This is a genomic window from Rheinheimera sp. SA_1 (assembly GCF_001669775.1).
Lineage (GTDB): Bacteria > Pseudomonadota > Gammaproteobacteria > Enterobacterales > Alteromonadaceae > Pararheinheimera.
This window is the reverse complement of the sequence record NZ_LXWK01000015.1, coordinates 1,028,106-1,054,326: the sequence shown is the minus strand read 5'-3', so window position 1 is coordinate 1,054,326 and position 26,221 is coordinate 1,028,106. Positions and strand designations below refer to the sequence as shown.

The 26,221-nt window shown below is 48.7% G+C and carries 19 protein-coding genes and 1 rRNA gene; 9 read left to right on the top strand and 11 right to left on the bottom strand.

Annotated elements, in window-relative coordinates; all coding sequences use genetic code 11:
- Nucleotides 1–4: 4 nt before the first annotated feature.
- Nucleotides 5–119: ribosomal RNA gene (rrf, locus tag A5320_RS12075) — 5S ribosomal RNA — on the top strand.
- 605 nt (nucleotides 120–724) lie between these two features.
- Here the strand turns inward: rrf and A5320_RS12070 are convergent.
- From A5320_RS12070 to A5320_RS12050, 5 genes are all read right to left on the bottom strand, one after another.
- Complete coding sequence (locus A5320_RS12070) at nucleotides 725–3,151, bottom strand: two-component system response regulator (protein ID WP_068064701.1); 2,427 nt, start codon at nucleotides 3,149–3,151, stop codon at nucleotides 725–727.
- Nucleotides 3,148–4,698: a sensor histidine kinase gene (locus tag A5320_RS21725; protein ID WP_197490076.1), complete on the bottom strand. Its 1,551-nt coding sequence runs from the start codon at nucleotides 4,696–4,698 to the stop codon at nucleotides 3,148–3,150. The genes A5320_RS12070 and A5320_RS21725 overlap by 4 nt, the downstream gene beginning before the upstream one ends.
- Before the next feature lie 456 nt (nucleotides 4,699–5,154).
- Entirely contained in the window at nucleotides 5,155–5,865 is a 711-nt protein-coding gene (locus tag A5320_RS12060; protein WP_068064698.1) for an SIMPL domain-containing protein, read from the bottom strand.
- Between the two features lie 203 nt (nucleotides 5,866–6,068).
- Nucleotides 6,069–6,254: a hypothetical protein gene (locus A5320_RS12055; protein ID WP_068064695.1), complete on the bottom strand. Its 186-nt coding sequence runs from the start codon at nucleotides 6,252–6,254 to the stop codon at nucleotides 6,069–6,071.
- Nucleotides 6,255–6,451: 197 nt separating this feature from the next.
- Nucleotides 6,452–7,072: a DUF2726 domain-containing protein gene (locus A5320_RS12050; RefSeq protein WP_068065006.1), complete on the bottom strand. Its 621-nt coding sequence runs from the start codon at nucleotides 7,070–7,072 to the stop codon at nucleotides 6,452–6,454.
- A gap of 292 nt (nucleotides 7,073–7,364) precedes the next feature.
- On the opposite strand from A5320_RS12050, the gene aceB reads away from it, so the two are divergent.
- Nucleotides 7,365–8,960 carry a malate synthase A gene (aceB, locus tag A5320_RS12045; RefSeq protein WP_068064692.1) on the top strand — a complete coding sequence of 532 codons (1,596 nt, stop codon included), beginning with the start codon at nucleotides 7,365–7,367 and terminating at the stop codon, nucleotides 8,958–8,960.
- A gap of 67 nt (nucleotides 8,961–9,027) precedes the next feature.
- Here the strand turns inward: aceB and A5320_RS12040 are convergent, their stop codons facing one another.
- A complete protein-coding gene (locus A5320_RS12040) occupies nucleotides 9,028–9,969 on the bottom strand; it encodes a LysR family transcriptional regulator (RefSeq protein WP_068065003.1) in 942 nt (313 codons plus the stop codon).
- A gap of 174 nt (nucleotides 9,970–10,143) precedes the next feature.
- Between A5320_RS12040 and A5320_RS12035 the strand changes: the two genes are divergently transcribed.
- From A5320_RS12035 to A5320_RS12015, 4 genes are all read left to right on the top strand, one after another.
- Nucleotides 10,144–11,739 carry an isocitrate lyase gene (locus A5320_RS12035; RefSeq protein ID WP_068064689.1) on the top strand — a complete coding sequence of 532 codons (1,596 nt, stop codon included), beginning with the start codon at nucleotides 10,144–10,146 and terminating at the stop codon, nucleotides 11,737–11,739.
- A gap of 460 nt (nucleotides 11,740–12,199) precedes the next feature.
- A complete protein-coding gene (locus A5320_RS12025) occupies nucleotides 12,200–13,336 on the top strand; it encodes an erythromycin esterase family protein (RefSeq protein WP_068064683.1) in 1,137 nt (378 codons plus the stop codon).
- A 113-nt stretch (nucleotides 13,337–13,449) separates the two neighbouring features.
- Nucleotides 13,450–14,280 (top strand): LytR/AlgR family response regulator transcription factor, encoded by an 831-nt coding sequence (locus tag A5320_RS12020; RefSeq protein WP_197490075.1) that lies wholly within the window; start codon nucleotides 13,450–13,452, stop codon nucleotides 14,278–14,280.
- 142 nt (nucleotides 14,281–14,422) lie between these two features.
- On the top strand, nucleotides 14,423–14,980 hold the full coding sequence (locus tag A5320_RS12015; protein ID WP_068064677.1) for a cytochrome b: 558 nt from the start codon (nucleotides 14,423–14,425) through the stop codon (nucleotides 14,978–14,980).
- On the opposite strand, the gene A5320_RS12010 is transcribed toward A5320_RS12015, so the two are convergent.
- Together A5320_RS12010 and A5320_RS12005 are read right to left on the bottom strand one after the other, a co-directional pair.
- Nucleotides 14,972–15,199 carry a hypothetical protein gene (locus A5320_RS12010; RefSeq protein ID WP_157605791.1) on the bottom strand — a complete coding sequence of 76 codons (228 nt, stop codon included), beginning with the start codon at nucleotides 15,197–15,199 and terminating at the stop codon, nucleotides 14,972–14,974. The two genes, A5320_RS12015 and A5320_RS12010, sit on opposite strands and share 9 nt — an antisense overlap.
- Nucleotides 15,200–15,277: 78 nt before the next feature.
- Nucleotides 15,278–16,162, bottom strand: coding sequence for a TIGR00730 family Rossman fold protein (locus tag A5320_RS12005; RefSeq protein ID WP_068064671.1), 885 nt, complete (start codon nucleotides 16,160–16,162; stop codon nucleotides 15,278–15,280).
- A gap of 220 nt (nucleotides 16,163–16,382) precedes the next feature.
- Here A5320_RS12005 and A5320_RS12000 point away from each other — a divergent pair, with 220 nt between their 5' ends.
- Nucleotides 16,383–17,789, top strand: a complete 1,407-nt coding sequence (locus A5320_RS12000; RefSeq protein ID WP_068064668.1) for an MBL fold metallo-hydrolase RNA specificity domain-containing protein — start codon at nucleotides 16,383–16,385, stop codon at nucleotides 17,787–17,789.
- Nucleotides 17,790–17,904: 115 nt separating this feature from the next.
- Here the strand turns inward: A5320_RS12000 and A5320_RS11995 are convergent, their stop codons facing one another.
- A complete protein-coding gene (locus A5320_RS11995; protein ID WP_197490074.1) occupies nucleotides 17,905–19,074 on the bottom strand; it encodes a chorismate mutase in 1,170 nt (389 codons plus the stop codon).
- A gap of 168 nt (nucleotides 19,075–19,242) precedes the next feature.
- Nucleotides 19,243–21,594, bottom strand: coding sequence for a penicillin acylase family protein (locus tag A5320_RS11990; RefSeq protein ID WP_068064665.1), 2,352 nt, complete (start codon nucleotides 21,592–21,594; stop codon nucleotides 19,243–19,245).
- Between the two features lie 65 nt (nucleotides 21,595–21,659).
- On the opposite strand from A5320_RS11990, the gene A5320_RS11985 reads away from it, so the two are divergent.
- Nucleotides 21,660–22,325, top strand: a complete 666-nt coding sequence (locus A5320_RS11985; protein ID WP_068064661.1) for a cytochrome b/b6 domain-containing protein — start codon at nucleotides 21,660–21,662, stop codon at nucleotides 22,323–22,325.
- A gap of 97 nt (nucleotides 22,326–22,422) precedes the next feature.
- Here the strand turns inward: A5320_RS11985 and A5320_RS11980 are convergent, their stop codons facing one another.
- Nucleotides 22,423–22,878, bottom strand: a complete 456-nt coding sequence (locus tag A5320_RS11980; RefSeq protein ID WP_068064658.1) for a c-type cytochrome — start codon at nucleotides 22,876–22,878, stop codon at nucleotides 22,423–22,425.
- A gap of 287 nt (nucleotides 22,879–23,165) precedes the next feature.
- Here A5320_RS11980 and A5320_RS11975 point away from each other — a divergent pair, with 287 nt between their 5' ends.
- Nucleotides 23,166–26,132, top strand: a complete 2,967-nt coding sequence (locus tag A5320_RS11975; protein ID WP_068064655.1) for a bifunctional diguanylate cyclase/phosphodiesterase — start codon at nucleotides 23,166–23,168, stop codon at nucleotides 26,130–26,132.
- Nucleotides 26,133–26,221 lie beyond the last annotated feature (89 nt).

Genomic DNA, 26,221 nt, shown 5'->3' with positions numbered 1-26,221 from the left:
TTTGCCTGGTGGCAATAGCGCTGTGGAACCACCTGAATCCATTCCGAACTCAGAAGTGAAACGCAGCTGCGACGATGGTAGTGTGGCAGATGCCATGCGAGAGTAGTACACCGCCAGGCTCCCAATAAATAAAAAAGCCCCAGTCGAAAGACTGGGGCTTTTTTATTTATTGCGATTCAGGCGGTGGATTACTTGGAGAGTAGTACAGCGAAGACGGGATTTAGGACTGCAAACAATTTTGCAGTCCTCCGGCTGAGCAATCCCGAGCTCTGCGAGGGATATCCAGGCTCCCAATCCAAAAGAACCCCGCTCAGTGAGCGGGGTTTTTTGTATTTAGATTCTGGCAGTTTAGTGCGCGTAGAGTAGTACAGTGACGTCGGGATTTAAGAACGCAACCAATGTTGCGTTCTTCCGGCGGAACAATGCCGAGCTCTGCGAAGGGCATGAAGGCTCCCAATAAAGCCAGAAAGGCCCAGTCTAACGACTGGGCCTTTTTGCTTTATGGCATTCTGGCGGTCTATTGCCCGAGCAGGGCATTCCCATGCGGGGTAGTACAGTGAAGCTGGGCTTTCAAAAAGCCAACAATTTGGCTTCTCTCCGGCTGAACGCCCTGAGCTCTGCGAACGGCATGAAGGCTCCCAATATAGTCAACAAGCCCGCTCAATCAGCGGGCTTTTTGCATTTTTAGGCGGAAAAAATAAAGTATTTGGACAAAACTGCAAAGTTATTGCAGCGTTTGCCTCTGAGACTCAAACAACAGAGACCATCCTGATAACGCTGACAATGGCATTGGTTTGGCAAATAAGTAGCCTTGAGCATAATCACATTGTAACTGCTGTAAAAACTGCTGCTGTTGCACGGTTTCAACGCCTTCAGCGACGACTTTCAGCTGTAACGCCTGACATAAAGCACAGACAGCCTTGGTGATTTCCACATCATTACTCTGATGGGGGATCGTCATCACAAAAGATCGGTCGATTTTGACACAGTTAATGGGTAGGTTTTTCAAACGGCTTAACGACGAAAAGCCTGTGCCGAAGTCATCAATCGCAATCGTTGAGTTCCGCTCGCGTAGCGCGGTCAATAGATCGACTTTACCTTCCAGATCCTGAAGCGCTGTTTCGGTGATCTCATACTGCAGGCATGCCGGATTAACACTGTGTAAACGCACTGCTTGATCAATTCGTTGTAATAACAACTCATCCTCTAACTGTCGTACAGACAAATTAAGAGATATTTTAAGCTCAGCGTTTATTTCTGTTAATTGCCTGATATCTTGGCATACCCGTTCAATCACCCAGGCTCCGACTTCAACTATCAAATTACTTTGCTCTGCGACCTGAATAAACTTCTCAGTGGAAATCTGACCATGTTCTGGATGAAACCAACGTATGAGTGCTTCAACGCCATAAAATGTATGCTGCTTCAGGTCGATAATCGGCTGATAGTAGATATCAAGACCGACACCACTCAACAATGCTTGTTTTAATTCCTTTTCGATGAAGACCCGCTCTTGTGTGCGGTTAGCCATTGCGATATTAAAAAACGAATAGCGATTACGTCCGCTGTCTTTTGCCGCGAACATCGCCAAATCCGCACACTTCAATAATTCATCGTAGGTTGTTGCATCTTCGGGGAAACAGGCAATACCAATGCTGCAGGACACGGCGACGTTGCTGTTATCAAGTTCAATATCTTCATTAATGCTGCGCAGTAGTTTTTCGGCGACCCGGTGATAGAAGCTTGGATGTGAAGCATCAGGGGTAATGATCACAAACTCGTCACCACCAACCCGGATTGCGGTGTCACCGGCACGGGTGAGATTACCAATTCGTTGTGCAACTACCTGCAACAGCCGATCACCAACATGGTGGCCAAGCGTGTCGTTGACCAGTTTAAATCCGTCTAAGTCCAGGTACATCACGCCAAGCATGGTTTTATTACGCGCGGCGCGTTCAACTTCAATTTTGAGCGTTTTTTCCAGTTTTGCTCTGTTACCAAGGCCAGTTAAATGATCATGAAATGCCAATTTTGCCAGATTGTCTTCGGCGCGCCGAAGTGCCGATATATTTGAGAAGGTCAGGACATAATGACTGTTATGCATGCCTGGTTGTGGGCTTTTTACCTTGCAGATGTGTTGCCATGCTGGGAAACTCGACAGATCGCGACACAAACACACTACTTCGCCACTCCAGTGCGATGATTTAATTTCTGACAAGCGTGCTGGTTGTGGTGAGTTGGTGTAACTTGGATATAAAAATTGCTCTGGGTGAAGCCCCAGAACTTCGTTACTGCTATAGCCCGTTATAGTGCTGAAAGCCGGATTCGCCGACAATACTTTGAATTCCTGATCAAGGATTAAAATGCCTTCCGCCGTTGTTTGGAACACAGCGTATGCTTGACGTAGTTGGTGTTGCGATTGCTGCTGACTGGTGATATCACGCATCACACCAACCACCAGTTCTTCGTTTTGTGAATTAAATTTGCGCGCAAATAGTTCAACCCAGCGCGGTGGTATACCGTCCAGTAATCGCATCACGACATTGATTGGACGATCTTTTTCTAACAATTTTAATAGCCGCTGATGCTCCGATGGGTGAAACAACTGCCGTAGTTTCTCCAGTCCGTCACAAATGATTTCCGGTGGATTTGACAGTAACTCACTGACAATACCGCTGCTAATCAATGTATTACGCGTAGTATCCAGTTCCCAAAGACCAAGTTGCGCGGCTTCCATCGCCATTTGCAAACGTTGTTCGGACTTTTTAATTTTCTGATCAGCCTGGTGACGGCACAGCGCCATTTGAATCGATGCATCCAGCTCTTTGCGATCGTAAGGTTTAATTAAATAGCCATAAGGTAAACAATGTCTGGCTTGTTCGAGAATAGCGCTATCACAAAAGGCCGACAGGAAAATGACGGGTAATTGCAAATGGTGATGGACCAGTTTTGCCGCTTCGGTACCCCGCATGGCACCTGCCAGTTTGATGTCCATCAGCACCAAATCGGGTCGATGCCGGCAGGCGTTCTCCAGTACTTCTTCGCCGAATGCGACGGTAGCCACCACATGATGGCCCAGATCTTCGAGTGACATTTTCAAATCTAAAGCGACGATATGTTCATCTTCGACGATTAGAATATTGCTGGTCATAACGACGCCTCTTTCATCGGAAAAAAGTGTACCAAAAAACCAGTTCCTGGCTGGCGCTGCAGCGTCAGTTCCCCACGTAACTGTGCGACAAAGGTAGGGATCAGCTGAAACCCCAGCGAGCCTTGCTGGCCCAGTTCAACATCTGGCGGCAACCCAACCCCGTCGTCGAGAATATTCAGGCGGACTCTGCGATCGCTCTCTTGCGAAAGTTCCAGCCGGATTAGGCCATGAGTCCGTTGCGGGAAAGCGTGTTTTATGGCGTTCGTCAGCACTTCGTTCACGAAAAGACCACAGGGGATCGCCTGTTCCAGTTCCAGCACTAATTGCGGATCGACCGCTGAAAAGTCAAAATCAATCTGGCATTGTTGACTGAGGCTTTGCCGCACCAACTGACAAAGCTGTTGCAAATAGGCACCTAATGTAATGGATGAAAAATCTCGTTTTTCGTACAGTAACTGATGGGTCAGTGCCATAGTCCTTACCCTTAACTGGCTTTCCGCCAAAGCTTGTTTCACTAATGGTGCAGCGCCACGGGCTTGCAAATTCAGCAGGCTGGATATGATTTGCAGGTTGTTTTTAACCCGGTGATGTACTTCATTCAGCAATGCCGTACGTTCAGTGAGTAACTGGCTTTTTTCGTCGACAATGAGCTGCAGTTTTTGCTGAGCCTGCTTTTGCGCCGTAATATCGGTAACGGTGGCGAGGACTCTGGCATCGCCGCTGATGTTTAAGTGTGTCAGACCGATATCCACCGGAAACAACGAGCCATCTTTCCTTTTTGCGTACAACTCAGTGCGTTCAGACATGCGTCGGGTACTGGGATGTTGCAGATACTGATCCCGGTGATGATGATGGCGGCTGGTCAGTTCCGACGGCACTAGAATTTCGATCGGCTGCCCAATTAGCTCGGCGGCAGTATAACCAAACATTTCCAGTGAGCGCGGATTGATCATGGTAATACAGCCGTCCTGGTCAACGGAAATAAGGCCATCGGCAGCGCTGTCAAAAACCCGACGGAACCTGAGTTCACTTTCGCGTAATTGGGCTTCGCTGTGGGTTCTGCCTGAGATATCAATCGCCGACGGGATTAAATAACTGAGTTGTCCCTCAGCATCGAACATTGGCGCCAACATAAAGTCGACGATCATGATTTGATCTTTCATCTTGGCCGTAATATCAAATCGACTGGTTCGTCCGGCAATCCCATCAGCAACGGCGATTTTAATCCGTTCGCGTTCGGTCTCTGAATGTTGCCACCAATAGCAGTCCCAAAACTTTTGGTTCACGACATCTGCCAGTTCGATCCCGGCGGCTTCTAACGGTGAACGATTGGCATCGATGAGTACTCCTTCCGGCGTCAGAATACCGACAAAGGCAAACAAATTATCAAGTACCTGCCGCAAGGTCTGGGAACTTTGCTGATCTGTATGCAGTCGATTTTTATCTGTTATTTCTGGTTGCACCTGTAATGCAAAACCTAACACGCCACCTGAAGTTAATAACGGCTGTAATGTGCAATTCCATGGTTTACCCTGTGCTGATGTCACGGTAGATATCATAAGTTTGCTATCGACAGAAGCTGTTGGATTAAGGCCTAGCTGCTGTAATACAGGCACAAGTGTATGCAGTGAGCTTCCTGATAGTTCTGCAATATGTTGATGTGAGTGCGCATCAATACTATTGCCAGTAAAGTCAGCAAACGCTTGATTTACCGAGAGGTAATGAAAGTTATGGTCGATCAAGGCCATCGCAGCAGTAGGCCGCTGTAGTAAATGATCAAATGCCAGTGCTTTGCATTCTCGTGAGTAGTCGGAAGAAGTGTCATCTGAGGAAAACACGCTTAGGCCATCCTTTGTCCTGCGGCAATGACTTTGACTCTAGTTTATATATTGGGGAATCGCCATTGGTGGAGAGGCTATTTGTGTTGCGCAAAATAAAGGCCACATGAAGCGGCCTTGACTGTTGCAAATCAGGTGTTGTAAATCAGGCTTTGAAGTCAGTTATTAGTCAGCCAGGTAATAATCAACAGTGGCAACCACCCGTACTTTTTTAATGTGCGGTGTGCTGCTGTCGCGGTCACCAATGGTGAATTGGCCTTGATTTGCTTGCTTAATTTTACCAACGCGGCTATTTGAATCGGCGGCAAATTTTTCCGCGACTTCTCGGGCATTGCGGGTTGCTTCTTCAATCATCGCTGGTTTAATACTGTTAAGTCCGGTGAATAGAAATTCCGCGCGGCTATCATAATCCTGACCAGTGATGGCGATGCCGTTTTTGCTCAGCTCAATCAGTTTTTGCATCGCGCCGTGTGCCATATCCACATGGGTACTATAAACCGTGACGATGGAGCTTGCTGTAAAGCGTGGCTGATTCGGATTGCCGTCATGATAGCCAGCTTGCCGGTCGACAATCGCCGGCACGGATACTGAAATTTCTTCCGGGCTGAACCCATGCAGCTTCAAAAAGGCAATCACCTGTTCGTTTTTCCGTTCGATGCTGCTGACCAAAGTCGGCAGGTCGCTACCCACATCGTTAAATTTGATTGGCCAAATGACTGTATCAGCGGCGATATCCCGTTCTGAAAGGCCTTTGACCTGGACGGTACGTTCCAGTGATTTGATCGACATTAATTGTTGCCCTAATGTGAAACTGGCAGCAATTAAACCAAAACTAAAGCAGGCGCCTAAAATCCAGGCGGTGTTAGGGGTCGTCATCTTAAACTCCAAATAATGCTGAAAATCCGTTTCTATTTTGACGCCATAGGCTGAATGAGTTATGAATTGCGTGAGCAGAAGTTGGTGTCAGGTCAGGATGCCGATGCCAGAACCATCAGAAAAAGCAGAGAAACAATTGTCTTTTGAAAAGTCATTAGCAGAAACGAAAAAGGGCTTTACCATTACTGGTAAAGCCCTGAGTTTCATACACGAAGGTCAATATTCTGCCCGAGATTTCCGACAGGTGATGATGCAGGAGAAGCGGTAGTCGCACTCTCCAATAACTGCATCGTCATTTTACCTTCTTGTTTTTGCTGAGTTTTGGCAAGTGCCAGGCTCAACATTTCGTAGCCTTGGCTAACTGCCGCGCCACCGATGCCTTCAGTCATAGAACCTCCCCATGCTAATACATCACAACGCTTATCGGCCTTATATTAAGTAACTTTAATATAGATTTTGCTGGCCGTCTGGCAAAAACGGGGAAAAAAAGCATAAAAAAGCCCCGCTTGTTGCAGCAAGCGGGGCCGGGGCTTTTCGCTCGGAGTGACTCATTCTTCCAAAGCGTTAAGATTCTGTGTTGCCAGTTTTACGAGATTTGCACTAAGGCAGTGGAGCTGGCTTTTAATTGCGACTGTGACAGTACCGGGGTCAAAGGGCGTACTGGCCGGGTTGGACCTTTTTTCATCGTGCCTTTGATCATCGGCTCTGGTACTGCAGGTAATTTACCGAGTTTTGCAGCCAGACCTTGTTGTATATCGGCCACACTGTAACCTGCTTTAATTTTCATTCGTATATAGGGAATGCCGGATGCTTCCAACGCGCCACTGACAAACCAGTCCGGAATGGCTTTATGCCCGGCTTTATTGCTGTTATTCACCAAATCGACGACTGCAACAATGCTCATGTCAGTGCTATCAACCAGCACGTAGTCCAGATACTTGGCATTTAACTTTAATAAGGCTGTGCGACGGGTTTTAGCATCGGCATTATCTTTTAATTCCAAGATGTCAGCCAATTTTACCCGGTTGATAATTTTATATTTATCGCCTACTGCTTTTTCCAGTAATGATAAAAAAGACCGCTCTATTTGAGTAAACAACTGGCCACGTTTTGTAAAAGGGAATGGATTTCCATGATTAATAAAGCGGGTAACAATGAAAGCAGCGACCGCTGCCAGCAACACCAGTAAAATGATAATAAATTCCATATCGACCTCTGACAAAAATTTGACTCTCAAGGCAACTATTGCCATTTGACATCAGTTTCCAGCAATGACTTTGCAGAAGTTGTGCCAGAACCTAAACGAATTATTCAAAAGCTTCATTTTTTAAATTGATGCCTGCCATTGCTGATATTAATGACGATGATAATGGTGTGATGCTGGTTTGCGCTTATAGTGATCGGCAGCGGGTGGTATATGTCCCGATAAACTAATTCTGTAGCCATCGTGTATTGATATCGCCTGCTTCTCTCAGGCAAAGCAAAAAAAGGACCGGATCATGACAATAGAACGCGCGCAATTAACCATCCACGGAGCGATGCAACCGGCTTATGATGACATCCTGACGGATGAAGCCTGCTCCTTTCTGGTGTCGCTGGTCAGAGCCTTCAGACCGCAACTGAAAAGCTTGCTGGCAACCCGGCAACAGGTGCAGGCACGTTATGACGGTGGTGCTTTACCAGATTTCCTGCCAGAAACTGCCGCTATCCGTACTGCTGACTGGCAAGTCGCTGCCATCCCGGGCGATTTACAGGACCGCAGAGTCGAAATTACCGGGCCGGTGGATCGGAAAATGATCATTAATGCGCTGAATGCTGATGTAAAAGTGTTTATGGCAGATTTTGAAGATTCGCAGGCACCAAGCTGGAGTGGGGTGATTGAAGGTCAGATTAACCTCAAAGATGCCAATTTAGGGTCGATTAGCTATGAAGATCCGGCATCTGGAAAACAATATGCCTTGCGCGATAATCCGGCACTGTTGATTGCACGGGTGCGTGGTTTGCACTTGTGGGAGCGTCATTTAACGGTTGATGGTGAGCAAATCCCCGGTTCGCTGACCGATTTTGCGTTGTACTTTTTCCATAATTATCAACATCGTTTGGCCACAGGCTCCGGCGTTTACTACTATTTACCGAAACTGCAAAGCCATCATGAAGCCAAATGGTGGGATGATGTTTTCCGCTTTGCCCAAAGTTATTTTAGCCAGCCTATCGGCACCGTACGCGCCACAGTGCTGATTGAAACTTTGCCTGCGGTATTTGAAATGGACGAAATTCTGTATAGCCTGAAAGATCACATCGTGGCACTGAATTGTGGTCGCTGGGACTATATTTTCAGTTATATCAAGACGTTAAAAAATCATCCGGACCGGGTTTTGCCAGATCGTCAAGTTGTGACTATGAATCAGCCGTTTTTAAGTGCTTATTCGCGGTTATTAATCAAAACCTGTCACAAGCGTGGTGCGCTGGCAATGGGCGGTATGGCGGCTTTTATTCCGGCTAAAGATGCCGTGCAAAATGAAGCCATTCTGGCCAAAGTAACGGCCGATAAAAGCCTCGAAGCCAACAACGGCCATGACGGCACCTGGGTGGCGCATCCGGGGCTCGCGGCAACAGCAAATGCAGTGTTTAACGCCAAACTTGCTGATAAGCCTAACCAGCTGCATATTTCGCGCGCCGATGATGCGCCAATTACTGCCGCCGATTTATTACAGCCTTCCGAAGGTGAGCGCACCGAAGCTGGCATGCGAACCAATATCCGGGTGGCGCTGCAATATATTGCCGCCTGGATCAGCGGAAAAGGTTGTGTGCCGATTTATGGTTTGATGGAAGATGCGGCGACAGCGGAGATTTCCAGAACTTCAATCTGGCAATGGATCAAACACGGTAAGTCATTGTCTAATGGCAAGTTAATCGACAAAGCCTTATTTAGTCAGATGCTGGCAGAGGAGTCGTTGGTGGTGAAAGCTGAAGTTGGCGACGAGTTATGGCAACAACAAAGCTTTGACAAAGCCGCTGGATTGCTTTTAAGTATCACTACGGCTGATGAGTTGGTGGACTTCCTAACCCTGCCAGCTTATGAGTTATTAGGGTAAACAGAGCGGGGCTTCGGCCCCGCTTTTTCGTTACAGAAATGACTGTCAACACGCGGCAGAAATGTAGTTAGTGCGTCAATTCATCCGCTATTTCCACGATAAGCCGGCGCAGCCAGATATGACTGGCATCCTGATGCAATAACGGGCTCCAGATCATTTTCAGCTCAATCGACGGGATTGGAAAAGGTGGATCAAGCACCTGCATGGTGCTGTCGTTTTTGTATAGTCCAGCCGCGCGTGATGGCAATGTGGCAATCAAATCGGTTTCCACTGCCAGATGCATCGCGACGTGATAGTTACGGGTAAACACGCTGATATTACGTTGTTTACCAAATTTCGCTAAGGCTTCATCTACCCAACCCAGCTTTTGCACGTCCGCCGGATCCATGCCAACACCGACACCAAAACCGGTTTTACTGACCCAGATATGCTGGCCTTTTAAGTAACTATCTAGGTTGAAGTTGGCCAGAATGGGGTTTTGTTTGTGCACCAGACAAGCAAAACTATCGCGCCAAATCGTCTTCTGGTGAAACGATTGTGGCAGCTGGTCAAAGCGGTTAATCGCCATATCGACCCGGCCATTTTCGACATCATGAAAGGTCACATCAGAGGGAGTCATAATATCCAGCGAGGTGCCGGGAGCCTGCGCCCGTAAGCGTTTCAGCAGGGCTGGGATTAAAGTAGAAGCCGCATAATCGCTGGCCATGATCCGAAACACCCGATGGCTGTGCTCGGGTTCAAAATCTTTATTCGGCTGTAAGGTTTCTTCCAGCGTTAGTAGAATACCGCGTACCACCGGCGCTAATTCTTTTGCGCGTTCGGTCGGCACCATACCGTCGCTGGTGCGAACCAGGATCGGATCATTCAGTAAATCGCGCAGCCGTTTCAGGCCATTGCTCATCGCCGGTTGCGTGATGCTGAGCTGGTTAGCGGCGCGTGTGACGTTCTTTTCCCGCAGTAACACGTCCAGGTACACCAACAGGTTTAAATCGATTTTACTGATGTTCATGCCGATCTCCGCTTTGCCTTGGTATATATTCACACAATGAATGGCGAGAATCAAAAAAATCAGCTTCATGAATTGAGAATTTGATCCCTATAGTGTTTAGCAACAGCAAGACAAACAACTTGGCTCGCTGACGTAACCAACTTACAGCGTGATGCAAAACCAGAGGATACCGCCATGTCAGCTTATCAACAGAATATCAAAACACTTGAGCAGACCCTGCAAGCACAGGGCAGTGCCTGGAATGCCATCAGCGCAGAATATGCCGCCCGGATGCAGTTGCAAAATCGCTTTAAGACCGGCCTGCAAATCGCCCAGTACACCGCCGACATTATGCGTGCTGATATGGCTGCCTATGATGCGGATAGCAGCCAATACACCCAATCGTTGGGCTGCTGGCACGGCTTTATCGGTCAGCAAAAACTCATTGCCATTAAAAAACATTTTGGCAGCACCAAACGCCGTTACCTGTATTTATCCGGCTGGATGATTGCTGCGCTGCGCTCAGAGTTTGGCCCGCAGCCTGACCAGTCGATGCATGAAAAAACCGCAGTGCCAGCGTTAATTGAAGAGCTGTATACCTTCTTACGCCAAGCCGATGCGCGTGAATTAGGTGGCTTATTTAATGAGTTGGACGCAGCCCGCGCCGCAGATGACCAAACTAAAGTTGCCGCAGTACAAGGCAAGATCGACAGCTTCGAAACCCATGTAGTGCCGATTATTGCCGACATTGACGCCGGTTTTGGTAATGCTGAAGCAACGTATTTGCTGGCGAAGAAAATGATTGAAGCCGGTGCTTGCGCCATTCAGATTGAAAACCAGGTGTCGGATGAAAAACAATGTGGTCACCAGGACGGCAAAGTGACAGTGCCACATGCCGATTTCCTGGCAAAAATTAATGCGGTGCGTTACGCCTTTTTAGAATTAGGCATCGAAAACGGTATTATTGTGGCGCGCACCGATTCACTCGGCGCTGGCCTGACCAAACAAATTGCCGTGACCAACGAGCCGGGTGATTTAGGCGATTTATACAATGCATTCCTGGATGGTGATTACATCGAATCGGCCGCTGATATTCAAAACGGTGATGTGGTCGTCAAAGCCAATGGCAAACTGCTCAAACCAAAACGCCTGCAAAGCGGTTTGTTCCAATTTAAACAAGGCTCAGGCGTTGACCGCGTAGTGCTCGACTGTATTACGTCACTGCAACATGGTGCTGATTTGTTGTGGATCGAAACCGAAAAGCCGCATGTAGGCCAGATTGCTGAAATGGTAGACCGGATCCGTGCCGTGGTGCCAAATGCCAAGCTGGTTTACAACAACAGCCCGTCCTTTAACTGGACGCTGAATTTCCGCCAGCAAGTGTTTGATGCATGGCAAGCGGATGGCAAAGATGTGGCGGCTTATGACAGAGCTAAGCTGATGAGTGTCGACTACGACAGCACCGATTTAGCATTGGAAGCGGACGAGCGTATTCGTACCTTCCAGGCAGATGGAGCCAAACGGGCCGGTATTTTCCACCACCTGATCACCTTGCCGACTTATCACACAGCAGCTTTGTCAACTGACAATCTGGCGAAAGAATACTTTGGCGCTGCAGGTATGCTGGGCTACGTCAAAGGGGTACAACGGCAGGAAATCCGTCAGGGCATCGCCTGTGTCAAACACCAGAATATGTCAGGCTCTGACATTGGCGATGACCACAAAGAGTACTTTGCCGGCGAAGCTGCACTCAAAGCTGGCGGTAAACACAACACCATGAATCAGTTCTGAGGGGAACTGATTTAAGAAGTTGTGAACTGAGGACCGTTAGTTGAAGAGCAGGGCGGTGTGGATGAGGGTCTCATCGCCCTGAATATTGCTGATAGACATTACTGATTAAAATTGCAGATTTTTACGTGGTCGAGGGTAGGACTGATAAGTCTGAACGACTTTGGCAGCCGAGAGGCTGCCTTTTTTATATATCCAGAAATGTACGGCATGGCGAAAATGCCGTCATTGGTCACCCGGGTCGGATATTCATCACAGATTGCTGCCGCTGACCTGTGCACTTCATGCAAGATAGTCGTTATCTGTCCAAATAAAAACGCATTCAATGAACTCAAGTACCATATACAGAGGCAAAAAAAGAGGCAGGCTGTTAGCCCTGATCCTGACATTCAGTCTGATAACTTTGCCAGCGACGGCAGAAATTACCTCCCATCCCCTGCGTAGTTTAAGTGCTACAGATCCGATGTTAAACAAACCGGATGATTTCGCCGATCTTGCAGTGCTTGGTGAAGCTATCGGCACTAAAAGCCTGGTGATGCTGGACGAACTGACTCATGGTGAAGGTAATGTGTTTGCCTATAAAAGCCGGATTGTGCGTTATCTGCATCAGCACAAAGGTTTTGATGTGTTGGTGATGGAAAGTGGTTTGTTTGATCTGGATAAAATCTGGCAATCGCCACAGCATCTTGCAGATATAGCACTGGGTAACATGTTTTATATGTATGCCCGCAGCCAACAAATGCAGCCACTATTACATTACCTCAACCATGCCAGAACAACTGCACGGCCCCTGGTGCTGGCCGGATTTGATGGTCGATTCAGCGGTACTATGTCGATTTCGCGTCTGGTGCCGGAATTCCGTCAGATATTGCAAAAATTTGTTCCTCAATTGCAATCAGAAGCTTATTTAAAGCAGATCCAGCAGTTGCTCGACGGAAAAATGACTGCTGCGACCCCCGCTATTCAGCAGCAATTTTTGATTATGAATCAATCTATTGCAGCTATGTTGCAGCCAGGGAAACTGACGGGGGCAGCACTTGACGCCGGTTTTTGGTATCGGATCAATGCCAGTCTGCGGCAAATGGCGTTGGTGAGCTGGCAGCTACGACGCTTCGATGAGCATGATCTGGCGATGGCCGCTAATTTACAATGGCTCATTGATCATCAGTACGCCGGACGCAAGGTTATCGTGTGGGGGCATTACATTCATCTGAACCGACTGGGCGGGTTTCAAAATGCATTAAACGCACCGCAAACACCGGTGGCGCAACGTTTAGCCGTGGCAAATCTGACAGCAGCGCTGGCGGAACAGACGTTGAAAAATAGCTATGTGCTGCATTTTTCGGGCGCCCAGGGTAGTTATATCGATTTTCGCGATCTGCAGGAAATTGCCGTCAAAAGTAGCGAACCTATGCTGGAAGACACGCTAACCAGACAGGCAGGAGGTGACGTGTTTGTACCCTTGCAACAAAATTCAATGCCGTCACAGCAATTGTGGGGACATGAATATAAGAGCAGGTTAAGCTGGCAACAGGCGCAACAACGTTTTGATGGCATGATTTTGTTGCAAAGAATGACGCCAACCAAGTTGTTACCTTAATCGGTTGAACGCGTAAAGCCGGTTGCTCAGGTTACGCCAAATCGGCTAAAGTCTTTCGGACTAAGCGAGGTGGCAATGCTTTTGAAAATTGGGTATCTATGATGATGATTTCAATGACGAAATCAGCTGTTTTCCTATACGAAAAAAATATCGCCTTGTCGTTGGCAGGCTGGTCAGTGTTTATCTGCGCTGCGGCATTTTATTGTATTTTATTTAATCAGCTGGTGTTGTTAAGTCCGGAAAGTTATCTGAATTCTTTGCTGTGGAGCCTCAAACATTATGCCGGTTGGCTGGTGTTGACGCCGTTGTTGTTGATCGTATTAGCTAAGTCGAAGCAGCGGCGATTGCAGCGAAGTGTCTGGTCTGTCAGTTGCAGCGCCGCGGCTCTGCTTTTGGCATTAAGCATTAGAGTGATATTTGAATTACAGAGTGGTGCTGAAAGTCGCTGGGTGTCAGCCCTTGTCAATGAGCTACCAGAGCAAGCTTTGGTGCTAACGGTGGTGTTGCTGTTTTGGGCGCTACAGCAGCAATTGAGTTCTGGCCGAACGAAGTCAGCGATACAAGCGGCAACTCCAATTCAATTACCAGAGACATCACCTGTGCCGTCTGCGGAAGAAACCGTATTAGTCAGCAAAGGGCAAAACGAGTGCCTTATTCGCTGGCGTGCCGTTGATTTCATCAGTACCGCTGGCAATTATGTCGAGCTGTTTTGTGACAACGAAACGTATCTGTTGCGGGCGACAATGAAGCAAGTTGAACAGCGACTGCCCACCGCGGATTTTGTCAGGATCCACCGTTGCCATATCGTCAATATCAGTGTGATTAAAAGGATTGAAACCTTACCTGCCGGTAATGGGTCGGTCAGCTTACATGGTGGGCAGGTGCTACCCATCAGCAAGGGCTACAAACAATTGCTGCGTTTGCATAAATTTGTTGCAGCCTGACGAGTTACTTTTCTCTGCCTAAGCTTCGATAAACAGACATTGCTCCCACCTGACAGACATTCACCCCATAACAGCTGCATTCTTCTGGATCTCTAGGTTAAATCCAGCAACTAGAGCATCAGTTAATTGAAAGGGGACATCGATGAATCACAAAGATAAGTTCAGTAATATCGGCCGCAGTTTGCACTGGGTGGTGGCTATCGGCTTTATCACATTAAGTCTGGCAGGGATTTACATGGCCAATTTCGAAGCCTGGGCCTTATACCCTGTGCATAAATCAGTGGGGATTTTGTTGCTGGTGGTGATCTTGCTCAGAGTGTGCTGGCGGTTGTGGTGTGGATGGCCGGGATCGGCGGTGGAGCATACCCGGGCTGAGCGCGTGCTGGCCACAGTAGTCCATTGGTTTTTGCTGCTGGGGACGGTGCTGATGCCCGTTTCCGGCATGCTTTATTCTGGTGCCAGTGGTCACGGTTTTGGTATTTTTGGCTGGCAACTGGTCGCAGAAAATCTTGATCCAAAGACGCCTGGTCAGGTTTTACCTTACAGTGATTTTTGGTCGGGGCTCAGTGAGCAAGTGCATGAAGTTGCTGGTTATATGCTGATGGTTGCGGTGATGCTGCATCTGGCTGCTGCGCTAAAACACCAGTGGGTGGCGAGGCAGAGGATGTTGCTTCAGGTCAACAACAGCGGTTCATGCTGAAAGGCCAGCTTCTTGCAAATTCAGCAACAACTGGCTGATCCGTACTTTGTGATAAGGCAAGGCTCTTTCAGCTTTGCCGGGTTTTCTAAGGATCAAAGCTTGTGGCTGAAACATCAGGCTGGCACTTGCTGTTAGAACTTGATTGCCTTGGCGTTGGTAAGGAATATTGGCCAAAGCTAAACGTTCACATAACACTGTTTTTACTGCATTCTTGTCCATGTTGGTCACCGATGGCTGATACTGCGCGGGCAGTGTATCGGCCACAGATGACAACAAGTTGACTACTTGAAGATGAATTTATTCGTCGAGTAATTGATAGCTATCGCAAATTGCCTGCCAGGCCGCTTCGGCGCTGTCGACAAACTGGATCAGATATAAATCATCCGGGTGGATCAAGCCTTCTTCGACCAGCAGCTCAAAATTGATCAGCCGCCGCCAGAATTGCTCATCAAATAAAATCACCGGTACTTTGCGCGCTTTGCCAGTTTGCAGCAGGGTAAGGGTTTCAAATAGTTCATCCAGCGTGCCAAAGCCACCAGGGAATGCAACTAATGCTCGCGCGCGTTGTAAAAAGTGCATTTTGCGAATGGCAAAATAATGAAAGCGAAAACAAAATTCCGGCGTGATATATGGATTTGGTTGTTGCTCATGCGGCAGCACAATATTCAGGCCGATACTCTTGCCACCGGCATCAAAGGCGCCGCGATTGGCTGCTTCCATCACCCCTGGCCCACCGCCGCTGATTATAGTCACCGCCGACTTGGGATTCTGCAGGCTATGCTCAGTGACTAAATGGGCAAAATGCTGTGCCTGCTGATAATACCTGCTGTTTTTTACCTGCCGTTTTGCCGTGAGTAAAGCGTGCTTTGAGTCTGGGTCGTCCGGATCTTTTGCCAACAGGTGTTGTGCCTGCGCCAATAACATCGCTGCATATTCTGGTGAGACAAATCTGGCGCTGCCAAACACCACGATGGTCGCTTTGATTTTGTGTTGTTCCAGAATGGTTTGCGCTTTGAGGTATTCCAGCTGCAACCGGACATGGCGCAGTTCGTCCTGCATCAGAAAATCGTCGTCGGTAAACGCCAATTTATAAGACGGATGTGCCTGCAGCTCAGTGGCTTGCGCTGTGGCTTCGCGGGCTGAAGCCAGATGGCGTTCGTACAGATCATTTGAGTCGGACATGATGTTTTCCCATAGTCGGACGCAGCTTTGGGCTACTCCGGGCAACAGACTAGTTTGCTGAAAACTAAGCTATTGTTTGATTTAGCGTAAATGTAGCAGTTCCCCATGCTGCTAAGCTAGTTGACACTTGGAATATCCATTTGCAAAAAGCGCCGGGCTTTGCTGAACCATTAAAGCTGACGACGACGGCGCGACTGGAACCCTACAACTGAGGTGACACATGCCCTTGAATGCAACTTTGACTTTTTACGGTGCGGCCGGTCAGGTAACAGGTTCTTGTTATCTGCTCAATTGGAACAACCAGAAAGTACTGTTGGACTGTGGGATGGTGCAGGGCGGCGATCAGGTCACTGATCTCAGTAAATTCCGTTTTGCATTCCGCCCCAAAGACATTGACGCGGTGGTGCTATCGCATGCCCATATCGATCACAGTGGCTTATTGACGTTGCTGCTGGCCCATGGCTTTCGTGGCAAAATTTATTGTACCGAAGGCACTGCCGGTTTATTGCCAGTGCTACTCAAAGATGCCTGTTATTTGTATTTAAAAGATCTGGAGTGGCAAAACCGGCAACGGGCGCGGCAGGGCAAAGCTGAGCAGGATCCTGTGATGACGCTTAAAGACGTTGAGCTGGTGATCCGAAGTTTACACCCACTGCCTTATCTGCAGCATTTTGATGTGTTACACGGGTTAGAGCTGCAATTTTTGGATGCCGGTCATATTTTAGGCTCGGCGATTGTCGAACTTTGGATTAAAGGCAATCAGGGCATGCGGCACCTGGTGTTCTCAGGCGATCTGGGTAATCCGGCAACGGTGTTGATGCACGATCCAAATAACGTTGCACAAGCCGATGTGGTGTTGATGGAAAGCACCTATGGCGACCGTGACCATCAACCCCTGACCAACACCCTGGAAGAATTTGCCGCAGCGCTGGATGCCGCCGACAAAGCCGGTGGCAATGTATTTATTCCGGCCTTTGCGCTGGGGCGGTCGCAGGAAATTTTGTATTACCTTGGTCTTTTATATCATCAGGGACGGCTGAAACAAAAAATGGTGGTGTTAGATAGTCCGATGGCAATTGAAATCACCAAAATTTACAACAAGTTAATTGACGAGTTTGACCAGAAAGACACCAAAGTATTTGCCCGGTATGGAGCAACAGACTTACAAAGCTTTTTGCCAATTTTACATGTAACCGAAAAGGTTGAGCAGTCGATGGCGCTCAATCGCATCAGTTCTGGCGCCATTATTATCGCGGGTTCCGGCATGTGTAATGGCGGTCGGATCACCCACCATTTAAAACATAACTTGTGGAAAAATGCCAACCATCTGATTTTTGTTGGTTTCCAAGCCAAAGGTACTTTGGGGCGGCGGCTGGTCGATGGTGAAACCCGGGTGAAAATTATGGGGCAACCGATTGTGGTGAAAGCGGCTATTCATACCATCGGCGGTTTTTCCGCCCATGCCGGCCAGTCGCAGCTGCTTGATTGGGCAAAACATATTGGCGGCAAGCCACAATTTTATTTGGTGCATGGCGAACCGCAGGCGCAATTGGCGCTGCAGGAAAAAATGCGCGAAAGCGAAATGCAGGTAGAAATTGCGGCGATGGGGCAGACGATTACCCTTTAGTTTTGGCCGGTGCTGGTTGGATTTGTGTCTCAACCCGCATTCACCCAGCAGCAAATCGCAGCGTTGTCAGTAAACTCTGCGATTTGCGCCCGAAGATCTCATCCGTTGGCAGACATCAACTTTGCACTTGGGTTGGGCTGACATCTTCGCTTGGATAACAGCCCAACACTTTGACAAAGCGGGTGATCCGGTTCAGCTCATCCAAAGCGCGGGTCATGGCGTAATCTTCCAGATTGGCCAGCACGTCGACATAAAACATTTCTTCCCACGGGTTGCCCGGAATAGGCCGCGATTCCAGCTTGCCCATGCTGATACCATGTTGTTTCAGTACCAACAACGCATCAACTAAAGCTCCAGGCTGCTGACCGGTGTACATGATAAAAGTAGTTTTGGCCGGAATGGCTTTGGCCACTGTAATAGCTTTACGCGCGACCACAATAAAGCGGCTGACGTTGTCTTTCTGGTTGGCTAAATCGCGACCCAACACTTCCAGCCCGTAAAGTTGTCCACCTTCTTCACCACCAATTGCAACTACCGATAAATCTTTGGCCTGACGAACCCGCTCAAAGGCATCGCTGGTTGCTTCACAATATTCAATCTTCACCTGCGTCAGACTTTGCAGATAGTTGCTGCACTGCGCGATGACTTGCGGATGGGCGCAAATTTGCCGGATATTGGCGAGGTTCGTGCCAGGCAAACCCATCAGGCAATGTTTGATTGGATGTGTTAATTCGCCAACGATCGATAAGCGTGTATGCTGCAGCAAATCAAATACTTCGTTGATACTGCCACTGGAGGTGTTTTCAATCGGTAGTACCGCGTAATCGGCATGGCCGGTTTCGACCGCCTGCACGATTTCGTTAAAGCTGTCACAGCCAATTTCAATCAGCTTTTCAGCGCGGCGGGTGAAGTATTTCTGAGTTGCCCAGTAGCTGTAAGAACCTTGCCGCCCTAAGAATGCGACGCGGCAGACCGGGCCATTTTCGCCGTTTAGCTGGCCTTGCACTTTGGCCTGCTGTTGCAGCACCGAGTCTTCAATGATCACATGGTACAACTTAGTGACATAACCAGCATCAAGACCCAGCGGTTTGCCTTTTTCAATTAATGACACCAACAGTTCCTGTTCACGCTTTTGGTCGCGAATAGGCTTGTTTTGCGCCAGTTTAGCTTCGGCAACCGCCAGCGCCAGCGCCCGGCGTTTGGATAATAACCCCAGTAATTGCTGGTCGGTGTCGCTGATATCTAGCCTGATTTGGTCCAGTTCAATTGGCATCTTCGTTGGCATTTTTCTTTAATCCTTAAATGAAAAAACCTCCCGTTTGGGAGGTTTTTGACTGGTGTTTAACGCGTGCAGCCAGTTACCTCCCGTGTTGGGTGGTAAAGCTAAAAAAGAAGCGGGCTGCAAGCTTAATCTGTTTCATGTCCCTACAATAATCAGTCTGGATGGCTAAAGTCAACCACGGGGTTGTAATTCGAGCAGATATTTTTGCTCACCCGGTAAAAAGCCAAGTTCCGCTTCGTTCAGCCAAAAGGCGTGATCGGCCCGGTAAAACGGCGATAACGGATGACCAGATTGTCCGGCTGGTATTGTCAGGATGCCTTTAGCTTCCTGCCCCGGCGCCACCACCATCCGCTGTGACTGGCCATGGATCGGCTGCTGTACCCGCGGCATATGCCGATCGCCGGCCATTTCGCTGGCAGACATATTCAAAAACTGCCCGAACCAAGGAATGGCACTACTGAGTGGATGTTCAATTTTTGCCTGATTGAATAAGCCCCAGCGCGCGTTGGCCAAATCGCCATCGGTTTTTGCCAGCAGCGCATCGCGGCTTTTTAGCACCGCTTGTTCCAAAAGTTGTTGCCAGGAAATAAAGGGGGCAGGTACGGTATCAGGACGTTTCGCCTGGATCAGCGCCCAGCCTGGTGTTTCCAGCACCAATTTTAAGTCGGTCAGTTTTAATTTTTGCTGCTCCATTAAACTGGCAATGGGTGCAAACACCTGCTGCAGGCTCTGATCCCGAAAGGCTCGCACCAGACTGTAACCAACTGAAGCTGGACTTGCCGCAGCACTGTCCAGCTCGACATAACTACGGTATTGACCTAGCTGATGGCGCGCGACAAAGTCATCCGTCAGTACTTCAAGTAACAATTGCTGCCAGCGTTTTAAAAATAACGCCCGGTGATCAAGCTGAATTTGATGCAGGCTTTGTTCGGAATGTTGATCAACCGCTAGTAAGCCATCGCGGATTTGCATACCACGGGCGCCTAAATCATAACCGCCATCACCCAGCAATTTTAATGCATCACCACCAACCACCCGCGAATTGGCGGTCCATAACCGCTGTGTGTCTGGGTTTTTCACAGTTGGATAGTCGGTGTCGGATAAATATCCGTCCCAGAAATTATGGCCGGTACTCCAGTCCTGCGGCGTGTCCATATCCTGTAAGGTACGTTTGGGAATAGGGCCAATGAGGGTCCAGGCATGGTTCCCTTGCTTATCGGCGACTAACAGATTCTGTGCTGGCATACCGACTTTACTGGCAATTTTTAACGCGTCGTCAACCGTTCTAACTTGTTCAAGCTGTTGCAGCTCCAGATTGAGCGCTTGTGGATCATACGCCACCCAGCGCAGCGCAAACTGGCCGAAGGGAGCTGGCATCACCGGGCCCCATTCGGTTTCTTTGACCAGCATCACCACGTCCGCCAGACCTTTAACTTTAATCACTTCATTGTTGTAACTGTATTCTTTGGCCCCGGCTGGCGTGATGTAGCGCTGCGGGTTTTCATCGGACTGCAGCTTAATCACATCGTGCCAGTCGGCGGTGCTGTTGGTAAAACCCCAGGCAATATGGCCGTTACTGCCGGCAACAATACTCGGTGAGCCTGGCAAACTAACGCCGGCCACACTGTGTTGAGCTTCGCCTTCGCCCCAAATCAACTGCGCTTTAAACCAGGTGCCCGGCACCCGGATCCCTAAGTGCATATCGTCGGCCAGCAGCGCAGCACCGTGGCTGGTGAGCTTGCCGGAAACGGAAAAATTATTGCTGCCGATGTCGCGGCTATCACGCAGGCGACAATCCTGACAGGCAACTTTCTGGTTGGATAACACTCGCGGGTAATCTGATTCAGGCAGAGGAATAGCTGTTACTTTGCTGCCATCAATAGCAGCTTGCCAGTCACTGCTGTGCTGATTTAAAAACTGGTACCAGTCATCCGGGATTGCTTGTTTTAACACACCTTGCGCCAGTTCATCTGCACCGGCGGCGCTTTGCAAATCCAGATACATGCTGTAAGCCACCAACAGAGAATCGGTATCCTGCCATGCTGCGGGTTTTTGTTGCAGCAGCCAGTATTCAAAAGGCCGCATCGGCAATTGCGTGAGCCCTTCGTTGACGCCTTGTGTGTAGTGTTGCAGCAATAATTTTTGCGGCGCAGGCAGCGTGGTCAAGATGGCTTCAGCCCGATCGCGAAAACGATGCATCCGGCGGCTGATATCCATCGGTAGGGCGCGTTCACCAAATAATTCGGACAGCTCGCCTGCCGAATTCCGGCGCAATAAATCCATCTGGAAATAGCGGTCTTGCGCATGTGCAAAGCCGAGACCATAAGCCGCATCCAGCCGGTTTTGTGCCCGTACTGTCAGATAACCCTGCGCATCGCGGCTAAGCTGCACTTTAGCCGTCACTTCGGCACTGGTGGCTCCTTCGTACAGCGGTAAGCTACTGTGCAAGGCGCTATACAAGGTGATTGCAACAATCGCCACTAAAGTGAGGACGACATAGAACATCGGTTTGAGCCATTTCATCGATTTTTGAGCCTTTTTTCCGGTACAATCTGCAGGTTAGCACAGAAATTTTGAAGAAGGGTAACATGCAAAAAAGCAAAATCTGGGACGGCGCAGTCCGCATTTTTCACTGGAGTCAGGTGTTACTGCTGGCGGGGTTATGGTATAGCGCCGATCAGGAATGGTATGGCTTGCATATGACTTTAGCCTATACGCTGGCGGCGCTGCTGTTGAGCCGGGTGGCCTGGGGTTTTGTTGGCAGTGAAAATGCTCGTTTCAGCCATTTTGTTAAATCCCCGCGTCAGGCCTGGTTATGGCTTCGACGATCGCCAAAACCAGCTGGCACCGGCCATAATCCGTTATCCGGTTATATGGTGTTACTGATGTTGACACTGCTGTTACTGCAGTTTGTTACCGGTTTAATGACCAGCGATGACATTCTGACCGAAGGCCCCTTGGTCGCGCTGGTGCCATCCGCCTGGGTGAGTGTTGCCAGTGTGATCCATCAGTGGAATATCAATGTTATTCTGACGCTGGTGGCGGTGCATATCATTGCGGCAATCTGGCATCAATGGCGCGGCGATAAAGTGATTACGGCGATGGTGACTGGCCGTAAGCTAAGCGCTGAAAATGCTGAATTTAAATTTCGTGCTGTGGGTCTGTATCTGCTTTTTGTACTGGTGGTAGGGGGAGTATTTTATCTTTGGCAAGGCGACGTCGTATTAGAGATGTTGCGCTCAGAATGGATTTAAACTTCGGAGAATGGTGTGGGCTGTTGCCGGCACATGCCAGATTTTTTCAGTTAAAAAAACCGGTCACAACGACCGGTTTTGCTTTTGCAGCGCGAAATTAATCTGCTTTATATTTATCGTGGCAAGCTTTGCAGTTTTTGGCAAAAGCGGCAAACGCAGCTTTTACGGCGGCTTGGTCAGTGCCTTTGGCGGCAATTTGCAGCTGTAATGCGTCTTGCTGCAGCTTATCGGCGCGACTGTTAAAGTCCTGCAGATTGGCCCAAATGTCGGCTTTGGCATCGCCTGATGCTTTATCCGCACCTGGCACGGTAAAAGCTTCCCAAGGTAAGGTGGTGACAGCAGCTAAGGCGTTGGCGCGTTTTTGCACCCTGGCGGCATCATAAGGCACATTGCCGCGGATCATATCGCCTAAGTCCATCATGTTATGACGGATCAACTGGAAGCTGGCTTTGCGGTATTCGATGGCATCTTCGCTATCAGTAAAAGCGCTGCCGGCAAATAAGGGCAGGCTGAGGCTGGCGAGTACGGTGGAGGTGATCAAGAGTTTTTTCATTAGCAGATTCTCATTTGTTTGAATAGCATGCAATAATGTTAAAGCTTTTCAGCGCTTTGGTATATACCCTTCATCCTTGAAGATTCGGGGTTGTTGCCTTCGCTCTCTCACCCCAGTCACATAGACAGCTATGTTCCTGGGGCTTCGCTCCCTCGTCGCCTACCCGAATCTTCAATGATTTTGGGTATACTGAAACTGATGGACGAATAAAAAGCGCTTTACCTTATTCAGGGTCTTCGGATCCTGCTGTAACCCGATCACAAGATTGCAACTATCAGGCGTAGCGAGTGAAGGAAGCAAATTATCAAACGACCGGTTTAAATTCACTCAGCATCAAGTTTTCGGCTTTGGTGTTTTTGCTGACAGTTGTCGCCAGTACGGTGATTGCCTTTGCTATGCTAGCGCTGCAGCAAGATGTGTTAATTGAACAGGAACGGCTTGAACTGTTGCAAACCACCAACAGATACGCCAAACAACTCGACAGTGAATTCTGGCAAAAAGAGAAAAAAGCCATCAGTGCTAATCAGGTGGTCAGTCGTTTTCTTGCGCAACAATCCAAATTACCACCACTGCAGCTGGAAAAGTTTGCCGATGGCAGTATTCGCAGCAAAGATGATTTGTCGGCAGCCTTTCAAAAACACAGCACTTTTGTCGCGACTAAACACCGGTATTTTGAGCAAACCGAACTGTTGTGGCAGCAACTAGCGCCGGTATTGCTGGAAGATTTCTTTAATTTCTATTTTATTTCCAAAGACGGATTTATCCGGATATCCCCTTCAGATTGGGCGCTGGAAATTCCGGCTGACCATCAGTTCAGCACTGATATCTTTTTTGACATTGCCACACCAGCAAACAATCCAGCCCGGTTGCCCCGCTGGACGCCACTGTACTTTGATGCCATTTGGCAAAAGTGGATGACCAGTCTGGTAATCCCGGTCTATATCAACGATGAATTTGTCGGCATTACCGGCACCGATGTAGTTCTGGATGAGATATTCAGCAATTTAGGACAAATTTCACAGTGGGAATCTGGCCGCGAGGCGATGTTATTTGACGGGCAGGGCAACTTGCTGCATGACAGCCAAAACAGTCTGCAACAAGCGATTGGCAACCCGGTGATGAATCAGTTGGCGGTAGGCGTGCAGTCGTCAAATCCGCAGCTGGCGGCCTTTATCAAACGCGTGGTGAGCACACCTGCCGAGCAGCAAAACAACAGTAAAATGCTGGACGATTATGTGGCTTCGGCGGCAAAAATTGAGCGGCTGGACTGGTTTGTCGCTTTGTATCATCACAAAGACAGCGTGATTCAAAGCCTTGATGACTACCGCGACAACGTCGTGCTGCTGTTTTTGATGGTGGCGTTAATTGTTGCGCTGGCACTGCAGTTTTTTATCTACAAGTTTGTATTAAAACGCTTAACCCGGTTAGCCGGTGCCGTGCAACGCTTATCTTATGGTGAACCGGCGCAGCTGGAACTGGATCAAAGACCCGATGAAATTGGGTTGCTGAACCGGGCTTTTGTCCGGATGTCGGATGAAATCCATCAGTTGATTTCCGGTCTGAATACCCGCATTCTGGAAAAAGAAGAAGCAGAGCGAGCCACCCGTAAACTGAGTAAAGCGGTGGCTTTTTCCAGTTCCGGTATTGTCATTACCGACCATCAGCTGGTGATTGAATATGTAAATCCGTTTTTGCTGGAAATGATTGATGCCACGGCAACGGCGGTGATTGGTCAGCCGCTGCATATATTATTTGCGCAGGAGATGAAGTTTGTGGGGGCCGATATTCTGCAAAGTTTGCAGGAACGGCAGCACTGGCGCGGTGACATGTTGTTGCAGCAAGGCAACAAACAATTTTGGGCCAGCCTAGCGATAGCGCCAATCCGTGATGATAAAGGCGACGTCGGCAACTATGTGTGCGCGATGCAGGATATTTCGTTCATCAAAGAAAGTCAGCGCAAAATGGAACAGCTGGCTTATTACGATGTGCTGACTGGCCTCGCCAATCGAAGTTATTTTCGCGATCAGCTGCGTAAAGCCATTGCCATGTCGAGTCGCGGTTATTACCACTTTGCCTTGTTATATTTTGATTTAGATGAATTTAAACGGATCAACGATACCCTCGGTCATGATGCCGGCGATGAACTACTTAAAGAAGTCGCCCGCAGGCTGATCAGCCGTTTACGGGAAGAAGACACCATTGCGCGCCTCGGCGGCGACGAATTTGCGGTGATTTTAAGTGGTATTTCCGATCGTAAACAAGCCGCATCCATTGCCACCAATCTGCAACAAGCCTTTGCGCTGCCGGTTAAACTGGCCGGGCACGACGTGTCGATCAGCGCCAGTATTGGCATTACCATCGCGCCGGAAGATGCCGATGAAGAAGAATTGCTGCTGAAACATGCCGACCTTGCGATGTATGAAGCCAAAGCGCGCGGTAAAAACACCTTCCACTTTTTCAGCCAGGATTTAAACGAAGCGGCAAACGAGCGGCTTCAAATTGAAAACCAGCTGCGCGAAGCCATTCGTGAGCAGCAATTCCTGCTGTACTACCAGCCGAAAATTGATATCCGCACCGAAAAAATTATTGGTTATGAAACGCTACTGCGTTGGTTACGCCCCGACAACACCATGGTGCCACCACTGCGCTTTATTCCGGTCGCTGAATCTACTGGTCTGATTGTGCAAATTGGCGAATGGATTATCTGGGAAGCCTGCCGCTTTTTAACCCGGCAGCATGCGCGTGGTCATTTGATTACGGTGTCGATTAACTTATCTGCCCGCCAGTTTACTGATCAGGATTTACCGGCACTGGTGGAGCGTATTGTGAAACGTACCGGGGCGTCGCCGGCGCATTTAATCTTTGAAATCACTGAAAGTATGTTAATGGGCGATATCGATGCGGCTATTGTCCAGTTAAATGAGTTAAAGCGGCTCGGATTGGCTTTATCTATCGACGACTTTGGTACAGGCTATTCGTCGCTAAGTTACTTGAAGCGATTCCCGGTAGACGAGCTGAAGATAGACCGTTCATTTGTCAAAGATATCCCTGAAGATAAAAACGACATGGACATTACTGCCGCTATTATTGCGATGGCGCAGAAAATGGATTTACGTGTGGTGGCCGAGGGGGTGGAAACCATTGAACAGGTTGAATTTTTAAAGAACAACGCTTGCTACCTGGTGCAGGGTTATTACTACAGCATGCCTTTGGCAGAGCAGGAGTTAACCCGGCTGAATTTTGAGACTATTTAAAAAAATCTGATCATTCTTGCTGATCGGCAAAATAGAGATAAAACCCTGCATCATTAAGGATGACGGGGATATACCACCAGGAACCCAAT

Excerpts from the sequence above, each read along its gene's own strand:
- A5320_RS12070 (WP_068064701.1), bottom strand. The coding sequence starts at position 3,151 with ATGACCAGCAATATTCTAATCGTCGAAGATGAACATATCGTCGCTTTA.
- A5320_RS12060 (WP_068064698.1), bottom strand. The coding sequence starts at position 5,865 with ATGACGACCCCTAACACCGCCTGGATTTTAGGCGCCTGCTTTAGTTTT.
- A5320_RS12055 (WP_068064695.1), bottom strand. The coding sequence starts at position 6,254 with ATGACTGAAGGCATCGGTGGCGCGGCAGTTAGCCAAGGCTACGAAATG.
- A5320_RS12050 (WP_068065006.1), bottom strand. The coding sequence starts at position 7,072 with ATGGAATTTATTATCATTTTACTGGTGTTGCTGGCAGCGGTCGCTGCT.
- aceB (WP_068064692.1), top strand. The coding sequence starts at position 7,365 with ATGACAATAGAACGCGCGCAATTAACCATCCACGGAGCGATGCAACCG.
- A5320_RS12040 (WP_068065003.1), bottom strand. The coding sequence starts at position 9,969 with ATGAACATCAGTAAAATCGATTTAAACCTGTTGGTGTACCTGGACGTG.
- A5320_RS12035 (WP_068064689.1), top strand. The coding sequence starts at position 10,144 with ATGTCAGCTTATCAACAGAATATCAAAACACTTGAGCAGACCCTGCAA.
- A5320_RS12025 (WP_068064683.1), top strand. The coding sequence starts at position 12,200 with ATGTTAAACAAACCGGATGATTTCGCCGATCTTGCAGTGCTTGGTGAA.
- A5320_RS12020 (WP_197490075.1), top strand. The coding sequence starts at position 13,450 with ATGACGAAATCAGCTGTTTTCCTATACGAAAAAAATATCGCCTTGTCG.
- A5320_RS12015 (WP_068064677.1), top strand. The coding sequence starts at position 14,423 with ATGAATCACAAAGATAAGTTCAGTAATATCGGCCGCAGTTTGCACTGG.
- A5320_RS12010 (WP_157605791.1), bottom strand. The coding sequence starts at position 15,199 with ATGGACAAGAATGCAGTAAAAACAGTGTTATGTGAACGTTTAGCTTTG.
- A5320_RS12005 (WP_068064671.1), bottom strand. The coding sequence starts at position 16,162 with ATGTCCGACTCAAATGATCTGTACGAACGCCATCTGGCTTCAGCCCGC.
- A5320_RS12000 (WP_068064668.1), top strand. The coding sequence starts at position 16,383 with ATGCCCTTGAATGCAACTTTGACTTTTTACGGTGCGGCCGGTCAGGTA.
- A5320_RS11995 (WP_197490074.1), bottom strand. The coding sequence starts at position 19,074 with ATGCCAACGAAGATGCCAATTGAACTGGACCAAATCAGGCTAGATATC.
- A5320_RS11990 (WP_068064665.1), bottom strand. The coding sequence starts at position 21,594 with ATGAAATGGCTCAAACCGATGTTCTATGTCGTCCTCACTTTAGTGGCG.
- A5320_RS11985 (WP_068064661.1), top strand. The coding sequence starts at position 21,660 with ATGCAAAAAAGCAAAATCTGGGACGGCGCAGTCCGCATTTTTCACTGG.
- A5320_RS11980 (WP_068064658.1), bottom strand. The coding sequence starts at position 22,878 with ATGAAAAAACTCTTGATCACCTCCACCGTACTCGCCAGCCTCAGCCTG.